Source organism: Streptomyces corynorhini, assembly GCF_003346515.1.
In the GTDB taxonomy this organism is placed as follows: domain Bacteria; phylum Actinomycetota; class Actinomycetes; order Streptomycetales; family Streptomycetaceae; genus Streptomyces; species Streptomyces corynorhini.
Map to the genome: position 1 here is coordinate 1 of NZ_QQNA01000290.1, position 14,004 is coordinate 14,004.

The window sequence follows — 14,004 nt, forward strand, 5'->3', positions numbered from 1 at the left end:
CTGTGCCGAGCGCGCGCTCGGCACAGACCTTGTCCGCCGGGGCGCGCTTGCTGTCACGGAGATGGGTGGGGTTGCCGCAGTAGCGGCAGGGACGGGCCCGGCTCGACCAGTGATCGGGGCTGCGCCAGTCCAGGAACACCGGCGGTTCGTCGCGGCGGGTCATGGCGAGGGGACCGTGTGGCCGCAGCGCGGCGTCAGGCACACCCAGCCGCCGTCCCCGGTCGGGGCGTGCGGCGTCTGCAGGTGCCCGCACACCGTGGTGTGACAGGCCATGTAGAGCGTGGCGACGGGCGGGCCCGGCGCGGGCGGCGCCGGCGGCGCGGGCCGCCGCCACCACACCCGCACCCACCTGCGGACCGTCCGCACCGCCCGGACCGCGCCCCACACCAGGAGCACGGCCAGGGCGAGCACGGCGAGGCTGCCGGACGTCACGGTCGCTCCCGCGACCGTGAGCAGCGCGGACGGCGGCAGCTCCGTGAGCACGCAGGTCACGACGACGCCCCGACCAGCGACGGATCCTCCGCGCGCATCACCGCGTCCGCCAGGTGCGCCATGCACCGGTACACCCCGCACGTCGTACGGACCGTGCCGTGCGGCTCACGGCCGTGAAGCGTCCGGAACGCCACCGTGAGCACGGGATGCCGCTGCCCGCCATGCCGCAGAGCCGGACGTCGCGACTTGTCCAGCGGACCCGTCCAGACCAGGTGACCGCCATGCCGCGTCTGCCGGACGCTCCTGCGCCACGCTGTCGCCAGGTCCGGCCTCTCGACAGCGGGCGAGGGCGGGCCGGACACGTCGGACAGACCCGCTTTCTCCTCGGCGAGGCGGGCGCGGGCAGCCGCCCGCTGGTCGGCCCGGTGCAGCGCGTGCCGCTGCGTCGGAGTCAGAGCACCCCGCACCCCCGCACGCCGCACCAGGCCCGTACCGTCCTCCTCGTCCATGGCCGCGACGAGGCACGCCTCACGGACCGGACAGCGCAGGCAGATCGCGGTGGCCGCCTTGTAGTCCTCGGCCCTTTCGCTCCCGAACAACGCGGCGTGCGGCGGGCAGATCGCCCGTGCGCGCCAGTCACCCCCGACCATCCGGCACCTCCCCCGACGGGGCGGCACGGCCAGCGAGGCCACTGTGGAGCGGGCCCGGCGTGAACCGGCCGATCACCACCGGGCCATCACGCCGCTCGCGCTGCGTGATGGTCTGATCGGTGGAGGAGCCGAGGACCAGGGCCAGCACGACGACGGAGGCCGCCGTACCGACGGCGAGGACGAGGGCCAGAGTGTCAGGGCTCACCGGCCGGCCTCCGACGCGACGAACTCGTCGGCCACCGGCAGCGCGGTGACCATGTAGGCCGTGGGGACCAGATCACCGGTCGACGGGTCGCGCAGCGCGACGTCCCACACCGGCACCGCCTCGTCCGGGTCCTCCGGGTCGGACCACACGATCCGCTCCCGGACCGCGGGCCCCTCCTCCTGGACCAGGAGGTGCGCGATGTGCGCGACCGCCGACGCCTGCTTCTTGTACAGGCCCACCGGGAACGACTCGTGTTCCGCACGGAACACCTGGTCCCCGATACCGGCCGCGAGCTGCAGGCGTGCTGTCTGCAGCTCGGTACGCAGACCGACCGCGATCTCGAACAGCGCCTTCTCGGTGGCGGATCCGAACGTGGAGCCGGGCCGGTCCGCGTACTGCTGCAGGCGGACCTCCGCAGTCGACGGTCCGGGAGTGACCGCAGTCCCCGCCGGGGCAGGGGTGGTCTTCTCCGTGACGGTGTGCGGCATGGTGCGGCGGTAGACGCGGCGGGCCGGATCGCTGTCGTCGGCGACGAGGAGTCCCTCGTCGCGCAGCGCGTACAGCGCGGCGCGGGCATCGCTCCGTCCGAGGATCGCGTGGAACCGGCAGGCGTAGATGGTCTGCACGTCGCCCGGCGCGAGGGTCTCGCCGTCCTGCAGCGTGGCCGCCACGACGCGGAGCCAGCCGTGGAGGTCGGCCACCGGGACGGGCGCCTTGCTGCTGCCCGGGCGCGGGGGGTGGAGGGCATCGGCGATGTGGAAAGCCAGCCCGTCCGGGGTGCCGGTCCAGGCGTGGACACCGTGTTCGATCGTGACGCGGGTCTCGTCGACGACCGCGCCGGGCAGGCGCCCGGCGATCGCCCGGGCCACGACCTGGGCCGCCAGCGTGCGACGGCGTGTGGGAGTACTGGTCATCGGGCGCCGCCCTTCGGAGAGATGGTCTGGCGGGGGATGGGGTGCGCGGCCAGGCGCCGGGCGGCACCTCGGCTGCCGGGGTGGTGCATCCGGCTGCACGCCGCGCAGCCACCGCGCGCCGTGTGCGGGACGTGCAGATTGCGCTCTTCGCGGTTCTCGTTCATGCCGGCCGCCCGGCGACCTCGGGCCGCCCGGCCTCGACCAGCCGTGCCTCCCACTCCTGCGTGGTGTAGAAGAGGGCCACCGCTGCCACGCACACCTCGACCTCGTGGAGCATCGTCTGTGCGCTCAGGAACTCGAATCCGGTGCCACTGGGGTACTGGTGGAAGGTCCGATCCGGCTCGACACCGATGTCGCTCGACCAGGTCAGGACGTCGTCCAGCGACGCCACATCCACCTTGATGTGGCCATGGCCCGAGGAGACCGAAGTCGTGATGTCGGTGGCGACGCGGGCCAGGCGGGGCTGGTCCGCGAGGAACTGCCGTGCGACCTGGCCGACACGGAACACGGTCGACTCCATCTCGGTGATGGACTTCAGGAGGTCCGACTTCTTCACCGGTCCACCTCCACCGACGAGGTGGGGATACGGGTCCACGCGGTGACGCGGATACCGCCGATGATGGCGATCGACTCCACGTCCGTCTTGCCCGCCTCGGACTCCGCCGGGGCGGCGGAGACCGTGCCGCCGAAGTGCTCGGCGAACGCATCGACCGCGCCCTTGTCGGCGGAGTACTGGATGTTCACGGAGTAGACGCCGGCGGACCCGCGCAGCTGCGTCGTGCTGTGCGGGTCCGCAGTCACCTCGGCCACGGCCAGACGCGTAGCCTCCAGCGCCTGCTCGTGCCCGGTCAGCGCGAGCGGCTGATACGGGTGACGGCCCACGGCCGTCACCGCTTGTACGGCGGGCAGCGGTCGGCGGTCACCGACCGGGCCCACGCGATGGATACTCTGATTCACGGTTCCTCATTTCTGGGTTGGTGAGGGTCGGCGGGGGCTGCTCAGGCCGGGAAGTCGGAGCAGCCCCCGCGCTTGTCAGCTCGCGCGGCGGGAGCGCCTGCGGCGCTGGGGCACGTGCGGCTCGCCCGCGATGAGCTGCCGGATCTGTTGCGCGTTCCACCGCCAGAACCGGCCAGATTTGATGGCCGGGATCTCGTCGGCGCGGGCAGCCCGTTTGAGCCAGATCGGCGTTCGTCTGACGTACGGCGCCGTCTCCTCTGCCGTGTAGAGGACGTCGTCGCGCAGCGGAGGCAATGCGTCGTCGGCGCTCACTTCGTACCTGCTGTGACTCCGCCGCCCGTGCGGGAGCGGTTCGGCATGCTGCCGTCGGTGATCTCGCGGATCTCGCAGTTGAGGATCCGGGACGCCGCCCGCAGGTAGCGGGGCCCGGCGTTGCTGTTTCCCAGTTCGACCTGGCTGACGTGGGTGAGGGAGAAGCCCGACCGCGCCGCGAACTCGGTGGCCGTCAGGCCCTGCAGCTCGCGGCGGCGCCGGAGTTCCTCCCCGTCGCTTCTGAGTGGCATGGCCCGATAGAAACACACGTATAAGACTTATACAAGTCTGATGCAACGGGACGTTTCGCGCTGCCGCCAACATGGCCGTACACAGTCGGTGCGCTACTGTTTTTACAGTGGACTTGTAGACCTCTTAGAGAAGCTGTGGGATTGTCCTGCTCATGAGCCCGACACCCGACTCCCCCACGCCCGTCGGCGAGCAGCTCAAGGCGCGCCGCGAGAAGCTGGACCTGACTCAGGGCTCGCTGGCGTCCCTAGTGGGCGTGACCGTCACTTCCATCAGCGCAGCAGAGAACAGTCGCTCCGCAATCAGCCGCAGCAAACGGCCCCTGTGGGAGAGGGCTCTGCAGCTCAAGCCCGGCACCATCAGCGCGGCCTACAACGACGGCACGCCACTCGAGGCGGCGCAGACCCTGACCGATCTCCCGTACGCCGACATGTCAGACGCCAAGGAGCGCGCGGTGTGGGAGATGGAGCTGCCGGTCGCAGATCGGATCGAGATCATCGACGCCGTACGAGCCCGTGCTGCACAGCAGCGCAGAGGCCACGGCTGACCGGAGGAATCCGCTCAATGGCGTACGCCGAAAAGCGCGGTTCAGGCAAGCGGCCCTGGCGCGCAAGGTACAAGAAGCCGGATGGCACCAAGGGCAGCGAGCCGGGGTTCCGCACAAAGGTTGCCGCCGAGGACTGGGGCGAGGACCAAGAGGCTGAGATCCGCGCCGGCACCTGGATCGATCCGGACCTCATGCGCGTCCACTTCGGCGTGTTCGCCAGGAAGTTCATGGCGGAGCGGCAGAAGCGCGGTCGGACGAACGGAACACGGTGGGACCGGCTGGATGCCTACATCCTGCCGAAGTGGGAGCACACCCCGCTGATAGGTATGACCTGGTTCGACGTGGACTCGTGGCAGATGCTGCTGCCCTGCGAGGACGTGACACGTGGGCACTGTGTCTCGCTGATGTCCACGATCCTCACGGCTGCGGTCGATGCCCGGCATCTGAAGGTGAACCCGTTGTACGGGCGGCGGCGAACGGCGGCGGTCGTCAGCACGCCAACGATCGTGAAACCGCGGCGCAGCGACGAAGACGGGGCCCACTCGCCCGAAGATGTCCTGCGGGTGGCTGACCGAATGGGCCCGGCGAAGGGCTTGAACGTGATCACCACGGCGTTCACCGGGATCAACTGGGGCGAAGGGCAGGGGCTGCACCGTGACGCCTGCCTGCGGACCCGGCGTCAGCGCTGGGGAAGCGGCTGGTTCGAGTGCCCCACGCTGCGCGTCGTCCAGGAGGTGGCGGAGTACGAGGAGCGCGGGCCGGCTGGCGAGAAGCTGGGCACGGTTCTGAGGCTGGAGCCGACGAAGAACGAATGGCGTGAGCGCGACTTGGATCTCCCGCCCTTCCTGGAGCGGATGTGGCGGTATCACCTGGCCGACTGGCCGTATGAGTGGGTGCTGAGCACAGAGAGCGGGAAGTGGTGGCGTCGGTCCAACTGGGGGAAGCAGATCCGTCCGGCAGCGGACGGACGGTCTGCCCGGGAGAAGCGCCAGGGCGTGTCCGCGCGCAAGAAGTGGGAGCCGATCGCGCCGGGTATGACGATGCGCTCGCTGCGGCACCTGCACGACTCGCTCCAGGCCCAGATCGGCGTGAAGGCGCCGCTGGAGTTCGAGCAGGCCGGCCACAAGCGGCCAGGCATCAAGGGCGTCTATCAGCACCCGACGCCCGAGATGCGGCAGGAACGCCTCGATGGCCTCGAGGAAATCTTCTGGGGAGCCATGCGAAATCTGGGCTGGACAACGCTGTGGGGGCGCGTTGACCTGGTGAAACACACCGAGAACCATGATCGGCTCCCATCTGACTCCCAGTTGATCTATATGGAAGACAGAAGCAGGACCCGAGACCGACATCAGAGCAGGTCAGAAGCAGTGTAGGAAGCGCGCCCTCATTGGCCATCACCGCTCTCCTAAAGCGGGTGTCGCAGGTTCGAATCCTGCCGGGGGCACAGGCAGAAGGGCCGGTCCAGGAGGGTTTCCTCCTGGACCGGCCCTCGGCCGTCCAGCCGCCGCGCCACGTGTGCCGCTACGTCCGACTTCCCGGCCTGGACCGCTCAGCCGCACAGGGGCGGGAAGTTGGGCGGCAGGTCGTCCGCCGCGAACTCACGCCGCGTGCCGGATGTTCTGCAGGAGTCCGCCGGACCCGTCGTCGAGCGACCAGAACGACCAGCCGTTGCGGTTCGGGTTCACGTCCGGCTTGTAGTGCGCCACCACCGCACGAGCCGCTCCCGTCGGCGTCTTGAAGCTCTGCCCGGCCAGCGGCCCCGAGGTGACATCGATCCGTTTCGTGTCCTGGTCGTAGCTGCCGCGAGTCCGATGCCCCTCGTAGTCGGCATACACGTTGACCTTGCGCTCCGCCGAGCCCTCCTCGCTCGCGACGGCCGGCGTGGAGGGCGGCACGCTTGCCGTTCTCACGAGCCGGGCGACAACCTCGCCGGCCGTGGTACCGCCCACGCGCGCCGCGAACTCGATGGAGCGATAGGTCTGTTCATCAACCTCAATAGCCGGACTCACGCCATCTCCCTTGCCAGTCGGTGTCGACCACTGGAGAGTAACGCATTCGAAGGAAGCAAAGCAAGTAGAGAACGCATTTAAAGAATTGTGCGAAGCAGGCGAGCGGATGGCCGACGCGGGCGAAGCTCCGGCGCGCGAGAGGTTTTCTTCCGGGCCGACCCTTCGCGGTCCAGACGTCACGGCTGCGCGGTGACCGCTACCCCTGTTCGGCAGACCTCCCCCTGTCGAGCCGGAAGGCCCGCCGGAAGGCCCCGGGCCTGTCTTGGGCCGGGGCCTTCCGGGCGGTGCGGCCGACTTCAACGGTTACGGGCAGGGAGGGGCGGGAAGTCCGGCCTCCGCGCCGCACCGCGACCGCGCGGCGGGCCTCCCCTCGGGGCAGGCGGGCAGGCGCCGGGCAGGAGCAAGCTCGGTGATCAACCCTGCCCCTCGCCTCAGGAGCCCCGCGAGGAGGCGCGCCGCCGCTTCGGCGACAACTACGTACCCCGGCCGCCCGCGCGGGCGGGGTACGCGGACCGGCTCCGGTGGTCGCCGTGCGGGGAATCCGCCCGGACGCCGGGCCCGTAGCGGCCGAGCCGGCTCATCCGGTCCAGTGGCGGGCGTACAGCGCGCGGGCCTCGCGGAGGTTGACGACGGTGTTCTCCTCGACCGCGTCCAGCGCCGGAGCGTACGCGTGGCCGCCGTGTCCCCACAGGAGGTGCACCAGGGCGTAGGCCACCAGGAACAGGTAATGCGGGTGCGTATAGGTCTTGATGCTCGCGGCGCTGCTGTAGAACGGCGAGAAGGACTCGCCGTGGTACCGCTCGTTCCGGGCCGTGTAGAGCAGTCCGCACAGCAGGATACGGATACGGGCGGGGAGCGAGAGCGCGACCCGCGTCCCTTCGATGTCGAGCGTCTCCCCCGTCAACGCGCGGCGGATCAGGGCCGCGCCGCGACGGGCCGTGTCGGTGTCGGAGGCCGCGTACTTCTTCTCGACGAGGGCCAGGAACGCCTTGATCTCGGCGGGCAGCGCGTCTCCGGCTCCGTACCCGTTCATCAGCCTCTTGACGGCGCGTTCACTGCTCGCGGGCGGATTCCGGGAGATGAGCCGCTTGAAGAGGTATCCGCAGGTCTGGCTGGGGACGTCGCCGAGCAGCGCCTCGGCGACCGGGCCGGAGAGTCGCGGGTCGGCGCTCAGGTGCCCCAGCGCGTCCGTGATGGTCAACCGCCTTCCCGCACGGGCCGGAGCCCACGCGTCGGCGGACTTCTCCAGCACCTTCCACACCGAGTCGAAGGCGATGTCCGGGCGCCTGGGCAGGGCGTCGAGGGCCTCCAGCAGGAAGGAGACCTGCGTGTTGTACCAAGGGTCGTCCGAGAAGGCCAGCGGAAGAGGGACGAAGAACCGCGACTCCGCGCGCGCCACCCGCTCCGCGAACTGCTCCTCGATGAGCAGGCGGTCGCGCTCTTGCAATATCCCCGTGCGGCTCCACGCGGCGATGATGTCGATGCGCTGGCGGCGTTGACGGGATCGACTCTGCGGCTCCATCGAACCGTTCCCCTCCCCGTCCCCCGCGACGGGAGAACGCGTTCAGTCGGTGCCTGACGATACCTCAGCTCATCGGACCGTCCTCGGGGACCGCGCGTCCGGCCACCCCACCGCGCCGCGTCCGCAGGGCCCGGACGCGGTGTCCGGCGGCCCGGTCCCGGTGTCACGACCTCTCCACTCGGCGCATAGCGACAGCCGAAGAGGTTGTCGAAAGTTTCGGAGATGAAGCGCCCGCATTCCTGATCTTACGTTCGACACTTCGGCGATAGCGCGTAAGGCGACCAGCTAAAAGAGCCGCCCGCCTGGGGCATTTACCTTTTCTGCGATCTTGAGCCGATGGAATGTTTCGCGATCAATACCGAAACTATTGACACTTGATGGGGTCAGATCAACACTGTCGCCGTTGGCAGGCACAACCCGCGGCCGGTCCGGCGGTCCGGCGGTCCCGCATTCCGTTCCCCGGTCCCCCGGCCCTCGGTCCCCGGCCCGCACCGTGAACGCCTCACAGCGACGAGGAGGACACACCGCTCATGAACATCGCACCCGCACGTCCGAACAGCCGCGAACCCGGCCGCTTACGGCCGCTCAGCCGATTCAGGCTCCTCATCAGCGCCGCCTGCGCCATGGTCATGGTGACCGCCGCTTCGGTGGGGCTGGCCGGTACGGCCCACGCCGACACCGTCGTCACCAGCAACCAGACCGGCACCGACAACGGGTACTTCTACTCGTTCTGGACGGACGGCGGCGGATCGACCTCGATGACCCTGGGGTCCGGCGGCAATTACCGGACGTCCTGGACCAACACCGGCAACTTCGTCGCCGGCAAGGGCTGGAGCACCGGCTCTCGCCGGAGCGTGGCCTACTCCGGTTCCTTCAATCCGTCCGGCAACGCGTACCTGGCGCTCTACGGGTGGACGACGAACCCGCTCGTCGAGTACTACGTCGTCGACAACTGGGGCACCTACCGGCCCACGGGGACCTTCCAGGGGACGGTCACCAGCGACGGCGGTACGTACGACATCTACAAGACGACGCGGTACAACGCCCCCTCTATCGAGGGCATCAAGACGTTCGACCAGTACTGGAGCGTGCGGCAGTCGAAGCGGACGGGCGGGACCATCACCACCGGCAACCACTTCGACGCCTGGGCGAGCCGCGGCATGAACATGGGCGCCTTCAACTACATGATCCTCGCGACGGAGGGCTACCAGAGCAGCGGCAACTCCACCATCACACTGGGCACTTCCTCCGGGGGCGGCGGCGACAACGGGGGCGGTGGCGGTGGTGGCGGCGGTAGCTGCACCGCCACCCTGTCCGCCGGAGAACAGTGGAGCGACCGCTACAACCTCAACGTCGCCGTCACCGGCTCCAGCACCTGGACCGTCACCATGAACATCCCCGCACCCGAAAAAATCATCGCCACCTGGAACACCAACGCCACCTACCCCAACGCACAGACCCTCACCGCCAAACCCAACGGCAACGGCAACACCTTCGGCGTCACCCTCCAGACCAACGGAACCTGGACCTGGCCCACCGTCTCCTGCACCCCCAGCTGACCCGGCCGCCCCACCCGCGACGCCCGGTGTCAGCCGTCCGTACCTCCACCAACGGCACAAGGAGACCCCACCCCCATGCGCACCCTCATGCGAAGTCCCCTGCGAAGCCCCGAGCGAAGCCGCGAGCGAGCCGCCCTGCGGCCCGAGCCGAAACGGCTCTTACGCTCCCTGGTCACCGGGCTCGCCGTCGCCGCGATGACCGCGGCGGGCAGCCTCACCACCCTCGCCGGTGCCGCCCCGGCACACGCCGCCCCCTCGCGTGTCACCGCCTGTAACGGGTACGTCGGGCTCACCTTCGACGACGGCCCCGCGGGCACCACACCGAGTCTGCTCAACGCGCTCCGGCAGAACGGGCTGCGGGCCACCATGTTCAACCAGGGCCAGTACGCCGCCTCGCTGCCGGCCCAGGTCAAGGCCCAGGTCGACGCCGGAATGTGGGTCGGCAACCACAGTTACACCCACCCGCACCTGACCCAGCTGAGCCAGTCGCAGATCGACTCGGAGATATCCAGGACCCAGCAGGCCATCGCGAACGGGGGCGGCGGCACGCCGAAGCTGTTCCGTCCGCCGTACGGCGAGACCAACTCCACGGTGAAGTCGGTCGCCGGCTCCTACGGGCTGACCGAGATCATCTGGGACGTCGACTCGCAGGACTGGAACGGCGCGAGCACCGACGCCATCGTGCAGGCCAACGCCCGGCTCACCAACGGCCAGATCATCCTCATGCACGACTGGCCCGCCAACACCATCTCCGCGATCCCGCGCATCGCGCAGGGGCTGGCGAGCCGCGGCCTGTGCGCCGGCATGATCTCCCCGCAGACCGGCCGCGCCGTGGCTCCCGACGGCAGTGGCGGTGGTGGCGACAACGGCGGTGGCGGTGGCGGTGGCGGGAGCTGTACCGCCACCCTGTCCGCCGGAACACAGTGGAGCGACCGCTACAACCTCAACGTCGCCGTCACCGGCTCCAACACCTGGACCGTCACCATGAACATCCCCGCACCCGAAAAGATCATCGCCACCTGGAACACCAACGCCACCTACCCCAACGCACAGACCCTCACCGCCAAACCCAACGGCAACGGCAACACCTTCGGCGTCACCCTCCAGACCAACGGAACCTGGACCTGGCCCACCGTCTCCTGCACCCCCAGCTGATCCACCGCACGAGCGTCTCCGGCGCGGCGGTCCCGCACCGCCGCGCCACGGCGGTCAGCTGCAGTCGATCTTCATCTGCGCCGCCGCGTGATGGGCCCCGAAGCGTTCGTCGCTGCCGAAGTCCAGTCCCCTGTCGACCATTTGGACGGCGAAGGTGTCGCCGTGGACGTCGTAGCTGCCGACCTTCACCAGGCTGCCGCGGTGCTTGGTCTGGCGTACGGCGAAGCCGCCGTAGCCCGTCGTGCTGTCCGACGGGTCCTTGAGCACGCGGTAGACCGTCGGGTCGCCCGCCACGTCACGGGGGCGCCCGCTGTCGGGTACGTAGACGGCCACGGCGCACTTCTCGTACGACGTGTCGAGCGACCAGGACCAGGTCGCCGTGGAGGAGCCGTCCCGGTCAGGGCTGCCGGACATCGGGACGGCGGAGAAGCTTCCGTCGCACGAACCGCCTTTGTAGCCGCCGGATGTGACGGTGTACCAGGCGGCGTCACCGTTCTCGACGCGGCCGTGTTCCCGGTAGGTGCCGGTGGTGCAGCCGGGGCCCGTCCAGCCCGGGTACGCCGCCCCCGCCTCCCCGGCCGCGCCCGCCCCCGTGCCCGTGCTCTCCTCGGCCCCCCGCTCCGCGCCCGCTCCCGGCCGCGCGGAGGGGTCGGTGGAGGGGTCGGTGGAGGGGTCGCCCGTTCCCGGGCCCGTGTTGGTGCCCGTACCGGGACCGGCGCCCGGGTCCTGGCTCTCCCGTCCGTCGCCGCCGCCGCCCAGTCCTGGCAGTTGGGGCACGCTGGGGCCGGTCGGCACACCGGGGCCCGCGCTGTTCTCGGGGGAGCCTCCGCCCGAGCCGCCGACCACCGCGAACGTCGCTCCGAGGCAGCCGAGAGCCAGTACGGCGGCGGTGACGACCAGCCGTTTGCGTGAGCGCTTCGGACCGTACTCGCGCGCCTGCGAGAAGCCGCGCTCTCGCGAAGAACCCTCCTGCCGCGCGGAGTTCGCGTCCCGGCCTGCACCGAAATCCCGCGCCGCGTCCGTATCCGTATCCGTATCCGTATCCCGCGCGGATCCCGCGCCCCCGCCGCGCTCCCGACCGGCGGCGTCACGCCCGCCTGCCCCGAAGTCCACACCGGAACCGGAGCCGAAGCCCGAGCCCGAGCCGAAGTCCGAGCCGAAGTCCATCCCGGGACCGGGACCTGGACCCGGACCCGGCCCGGCACCGGCACCGGCACCGGCACCCGGACCTGGCCCCGGACCGCTCTCGGTCCCGGCCTGTGCCTCGGGCGGCCCCTCCGGCAGGCCCTCGTACCGCGCCTCCCCGAAGGCCCTGCCCATCGGCCGGCCCGGCATCTCCTCGGGTATCTCGTGGCCCGCGGATCCGGCCGCCGCGCCCTGCGGCGCGGTGCTCGGGAACGTACCCGGCACCATGCCGGGCACGGCGCCCGACCGTGCCTCAAGACCGGTCCAAGCCGCCTGCGCGGCACCGGCGTCGTCCCAGGACCGCGTGGCGTCGGCGTCGTCCCAGGATGGCGATTCTCCGGCGCCGCACACCTGGCATTCCGTCCCCGGCGGCGCATCTCCCCGGCCACTCCCGCACCGTTCACACCTCATATCACTTCACTATGGGGGATCGCGCGGTCACCCGACAGCAGAAGGGCGTGATTGACAGTTTGACCTTTCTCTCTTTTGACTCTTCATGCCGTCAATTCCTGGCTCCACCACGCGGGGACGCCGACTTGCCCCGTTCCCGGGACAGTTGTCAGCGCAGCTCCTCCGGACACCCCGTACCGCGCGGCAGTTGGTAGGGGGCGGCCAGCCGGTACACCCCCGGGCGGGGCGCCAGCAGCTCGGTCCACTCGTCGCCCTCGACGTCCGCCTCGGCCTTCATCAGGCAGCCGTTGGGGTTGGTGAAGACCTTCGGGCTCTCCGGGTCGGCCTTCGACGCCGCCGTCTCGCTCGGCGGCAGCACACTCTTGCCGTCCTGGTCGACCAGGCCCAGCCACGGCGAGTACGGGATGCGGATCAGCACCCGCCCCGCCGTCCGCACATGGATCGTCAGCTCGCCCGCGCCCGCGCGGTCCACCGTCGCCGGGGGATCCGCCAGCGGCATCGGGTCCTTCACCGCGAACAGCTGCCAGTTGGAGTCGCCCCAGAGGCGCTCCAGATACGGCTGGCCCTCCTGTACGAGCTGCGCCTCCAGGCCCGCTCCCGCGTCGGGCCGCCCCTGCGGCAGCACCACGTAGTGCACGGCCCAGCGGTCGAGCCAGCCCCGGTAGCTGTCGGAGGTCAGGGTGTCGTCGTAGAAGAGGGGGTTGCGCTCCATGTCCGCCTGCCGGTTCCAGCCCCGGGCGAGGTTGACGTACGGAGCCAGCGCCGACGCCTCGCGGTGGCTGCTGGCCGGAACGACCTCGACCCGGCCCTTCGCCGCGCCGACCCGCTGCAACTGGTTGACCAGCGGCGCCAGCTCGCGCGTCCAGGAGGCGGCGGGAGCGGTACGGACGATGTCGTCGACGCCCTTGAAGCCGATCCAGAAGTTCAGCCCGGCGAAGGCGAGGACGAGCGCGTACCAGCGGCGCGAGCGGGGCTCGGTGTACGGCAGGGCGGCGAGCAGCACCACACCGCCGATGATCATCGCGAGCCGGGAGACGTTGGACCCGATCTGCGAGTCGACCACGTAGGTGAGCAGCACCCCGGCGCCGTAGACGGCCGCCGCGACCCGGACCGTACGCCACTGACGCGGTACGAGTACGAACGTGACCACCGAGGTGAGGAACGGCAGCGACGCCGTCCCCACCGACATCGGCTGCGTCCCCGAGAAGGGGAACAGCCACGCGGAGAGCGCCACGACGGCCGCGGGCGCGAGACCGAGCGCGTACGCCCCGGGACGCCGCTTGTTGAGGAACAGCGCCGCGGCGACCACCCCGAGGAAGAGCCCGGCCACCGGGCTCGCCGCCGTCGCGAGAGCGGCCAGCGGCGCCGCCGCGACCCCCTTGAGCCAGCGCTTGCGCCGCCAGCGGTACGGCCAGCAGAACACCGCCGCGACCGCGCCGACGGCGAACATCACGCCGAGCCCGAACGTCACGCGCCCCGACAGGGCGTTGCACAGGAACGCGAACACCCCGGCCATCGAACAGGCCACCGGATTGCGCACGGCACGCACCCGCACCAGGATCAGCGAGGTCAGCGCCGCGCCGACGGTCCCGGCGACCATCATCGTGGTCCGCACGCCGAGGACGGACATCAGATACGGCGAGACCACGCTGTACGAGACGGGGTGCATCCCGCCGTACCAGGCGAGGTTGTACGCGGAGTCCGGGTGCCGCCCGACGAACTCGGCCCACGCGTCCTGGGCCGCGATGTCGCCGCCGCTGTTGGCGAAGAAGAAGAACCACAGCACGTGGACGGCCGCGGCGACGGCGGCGGTGAACAGGACGGGGTGGCGGCGCACCCGCTCCGCCCACTCCGCCCACTCCGTCCGCTTCCCCCACGTCCCCCGATTCCCCCACGT

17 protein-coding genes and 1 tRNA gene are annotated in these 14,004 nt (G+C 70.4%); 5 read left to right on the forward strand and 13 right to left on the reverse strand.

The window, feature by feature from the left end:
* Positions 1-159 precede the first annotated feature (159 nt).
* The 9 genes from DVH02_RS29340 to DVH02_RS29375 form a co-directional block, all read right to left on the reverse strand.
* A complete protein-coding gene (locus tag DVH02_RS29340; protein ID WP_114626887.1) occupies positions 160-492 on the reverse strand; it encodes a hypothetical protein in 333 nt (110 codons plus the stop codon).
* Positions 489-1,082 carry a WhiB family transcriptional regulator gene (locus DVH02_RS29345; RefSeq protein ID WP_114626888.1) on the reverse strand — a complete coding sequence of 198 codons (594 nt, stop codon included), beginning with the start codon at positions 1,080-1,082 and terminating at the stop codon, positions 489-491. The genes DVH02_RS29340 and DVH02_RS29345 overlap by 4 nt, the downstream gene beginning before the upstream one ends.
* Positions 1,069-1,287 carry a hypothetical protein gene (locus DVH02_RS29350; protein ID WP_114626889.1) on the reverse strand — a complete coding sequence of 73 codons (219 nt, stop codon included), beginning with the start codon at positions 1,285-1,287 and terminating at the stop codon, positions 1,069-1,071. Before DVH02_RS29350 ends, DVH02_RS29345 begins: the two co-directional genes overlap by 14 nt.
* Complete coding sequence (locus DVH02_RS29355; RefSeq protein ID WP_114626890.1) at positions 1,284-2,201, reverse strand: hypothetical protein; 918 nt, start codon at positions 2,199-2,201, stop codon at positions 1,284-1,286. Before DVH02_RS29355 ends, DVH02_RS29350 begins: the two co-directional genes overlap by 4 nt.
* Positions 2,198-2,365 (reverse strand): hypothetical protein, encoded by a 168-nt coding sequence (locus DVH02_RS35320; RefSeq protein WP_158575950.1) that lies wholly within the window; start codon positions 2,363-2,365, stop codon positions 2,198-2,200. The genes DVH02_RS29355 and DVH02_RS35320 overlap by 4 nt, the downstream gene beginning before the upstream one ends.
* Positions 2,362-2,757 (reverse strand): hypothetical protein, encoded by a 396-nt coding sequence (locus DVH02_RS29360; RefSeq protein ID WP_114626891.1) that lies wholly within the window; start codon positions 2,755-2,757, stop codon positions 2,362-2,364. The genes DVH02_RS35320 and DVH02_RS29360 overlap by 4 nt, the downstream gene beginning before the upstream one ends.
* Positions 2,754-3,158 (reverse strand): hypothetical protein, encoded by a 405-nt coding sequence (locus DVH02_RS29365; protein ID WP_147286153.1) that lies wholly within the window; start codon positions 3,156-3,158, stop codon positions 2,754-2,756. The genes DVH02_RS29360 and DVH02_RS29365 overlap by 4 nt, the downstream gene beginning before the upstream one ends.
* 75 nt (positions 3,159-3,233) lie before the next feature.
* Complete coding sequence (locus DVH02_RS29370) at positions 3,234-3,470, reverse strand: MerR family transcriptional regulator (protein WP_114626893.1); 237 nt, start codon at positions 3,468-3,470, stop codon at positions 3,234-3,236.
* Entirely contained in the window at positions 3,467-3,721 is a 255-nt protein-coding gene (locus tag DVH02_RS29375; protein WP_114626894.1) for a helix-turn-helix domain-containing protein, read from the reverse strand. Before DVH02_RS29375 ends, DVH02_RS29370 begins: the two co-directional genes overlap by 4 nt.
* Before the next feature lie 152 nt (positions 3,722-3,873).
* On the opposite strand from DVH02_RS29375, the gene DVH02_RS29380 reads away from it, so the two are divergent.
* The 3 genes from DVH02_RS29380 (at position 3,874) to DVH02_RS29390 (ending at position 5,710) form a co-directional block, all read left to right on the forward strand.
* Positions 3,874-4,266: a helix-turn-helix domain-containing protein gene (locus tag DVH02_RS29380; protein WP_114626895.1), complete on the forward strand. Its 393-nt coding sequence runs from the start codon at positions 3,874-3,876 to the stop codon at positions 4,264-4,266.
* Positions 4,267-4,283: 17 nt separating this feature from the next.
* Positions 4,284-5,639, forward strand: a complete 1,356-nt coding sequence (locus DVH02_RS29385) for a hypothetical protein (protein WP_233518531.1) — start codon at positions 4,284-4,286, stop codon at positions 5,637-5,639.
* A gap of 7 nt (positions 5,640-5,646) precedes the next feature.
* A tRNA-Ser gene (locus DVH02_RS29390) sits at positions 5,647-5,710 on the forward strand.
* 154 nt (positions 5,711-5,864) lie between these two features.
* Here the strand turns inward: DVH02_RS29390 and DVH02_RS29395 are convergent.
* Complete coding sequence (locus DVH02_RS29395; protein ID WP_114626896.1) at positions 5,865-6,275, reverse strand: hypothetical protein; 411 nt, start codon at positions 6,273-6,275, stop codon at positions 5,865-5,867.
* Positions 6,276-6,852: 577 nt separating this feature from the next.
* Complete coding sequence (locus tag DVH02_RS29400) at positions 6,853-7,797, reverse strand: hypothetical protein (RefSeq protein ID WP_147286154.1); 945 nt, start codon at positions 7,795-7,797, stop codon at positions 6,853-6,855.
* A 530-nt stretch (positions 7,798-8,327) separates the two neighbouring features.
* On the opposite strand from DVH02_RS29400, the gene DVH02_RS29405 reads away from it, so the two are divergent.
* Positions 8,328-9,356 (forward strand): glycoside hydrolase family 11 protein, encoded by a 1,029-nt coding sequence (locus DVH02_RS29405; RefSeq protein ID WP_114626898.1) that lies wholly within the window; start codon positions 8,328-8,330, stop codon positions 9,354-9,356.
* 195 nt (positions 9,357-9,551) lie between these two features.
* Positions 9,552-10,511 carry a polysaccharide deacetylase family protein gene (locus DVH02_RS29410; RefSeq protein WP_233518532.1) on the forward strand — a complete coding sequence of 320 codons (960 nt, stop codon included), beginning with the start codon at positions 9,552-9,554 and terminating at the stop codon, positions 10,509-10,511.
* A gap of 54 nt (positions 10,512-10,565) precedes the next feature.
* Here the strand turns inward: DVH02_RS29410 and DVH02_RS29415 are convergent, their stop codons facing one another.
* Both DVH02_RS29415 and DVH02_RS29420 read right to left on the reverse strand, forming a co-directional pair.
* Positions 10,566-12,047 carry a hypothetical protein gene (locus DVH02_RS29415; RefSeq protein ID WP_114626899.1) on the reverse strand — a complete coding sequence of 494 codons (1,482 nt, stop codon included), beginning with the start codon at positions 12,045-12,047 and terminating at the stop codon, positions 10,566-10,568.
* A gap of 208 nt (positions 12,048-12,255) precedes the next feature.
* The gene (locus DVH02_RS29420; protein ID WP_233518533.1) at positions 12,256-13,944 is read right to left on the reverse strand and encodes an MFS transporter; all 1,689 of its coding nucleotides are present in this window, start codon (positions 13,942-13,944) and stop codon (positions 12,256-12,258) included.
* Positions 13,945-14,004: the final 60 nt, after the last annotated feature.

Excerpts from the sequence above, each read along its gene's own strand:
- DVH02_RS29345 (WP_114626888.1), bottom strand. The coding sequence starts at position 1,082 with ATGGTCGGGGGTGACTGGCGCGCACGGGCGATCTGCCCGCCGCACGCC.
- DVH02_RS29355 (WP_114626890.1), bottom strand. The coding sequence starts at position 2,201 with ATGACCAGTACTCCCACACGCCGTCGCACGCTGGCGGCCCAGGTCGTG.
- DVH02_RS35320 (WP_158575950.1), bottom strand. The coding sequence starts at position 2,365 with ATGAACGAGAACCGCGAAGAGCGCAATCTGCACGTCCCGCACACGGCG.
- DVH02_RS29375 (WP_114626894.1), bottom strand. The coding sequence starts at position 3,721 with ATGCCACTCAGAAGCGACGGGGAGGAACTCCGGCGCCGCCGCGAGCTG.
- DVH02_RS29380 (WP_114626895.1), top strand. The coding sequence starts at position 3,874 with ATGAGCCCGACACCCGACTCCCCCACGCCCGTCGGCGAGCAGCTCAAG.
- DVH02_RS29385 (WP_233518531.1), top strand. The coding sequence starts at position 4,284 with ATGGCGTACGCCGAAAAGCGCGGTTCAGGCAAGCGGCCCTGGCGCGCA.
- DVH02_RS29400 (WP_147286154.1), bottom strand. The coding sequence starts at position 7,797 with ATGGAGCCGCAGAGTCGATCCCGTCAACGCCGCCAGCGCATCGACATC.
- DVH02_RS29405 (WP_114626898.1), top strand. The coding sequence starts at position 8,328 with ATGAACATCGCACCCGCACGTCCGAACAGCCGCGAACCCGGCCGCTTA.
- DVH02_RS29410 (WP_233518532.1), top strand. The coding sequence starts at position 9,552 with ATGACCGCGGCGGGCAGCCTCACCACCCTCGCCGGTGCCGCCCCGGCA.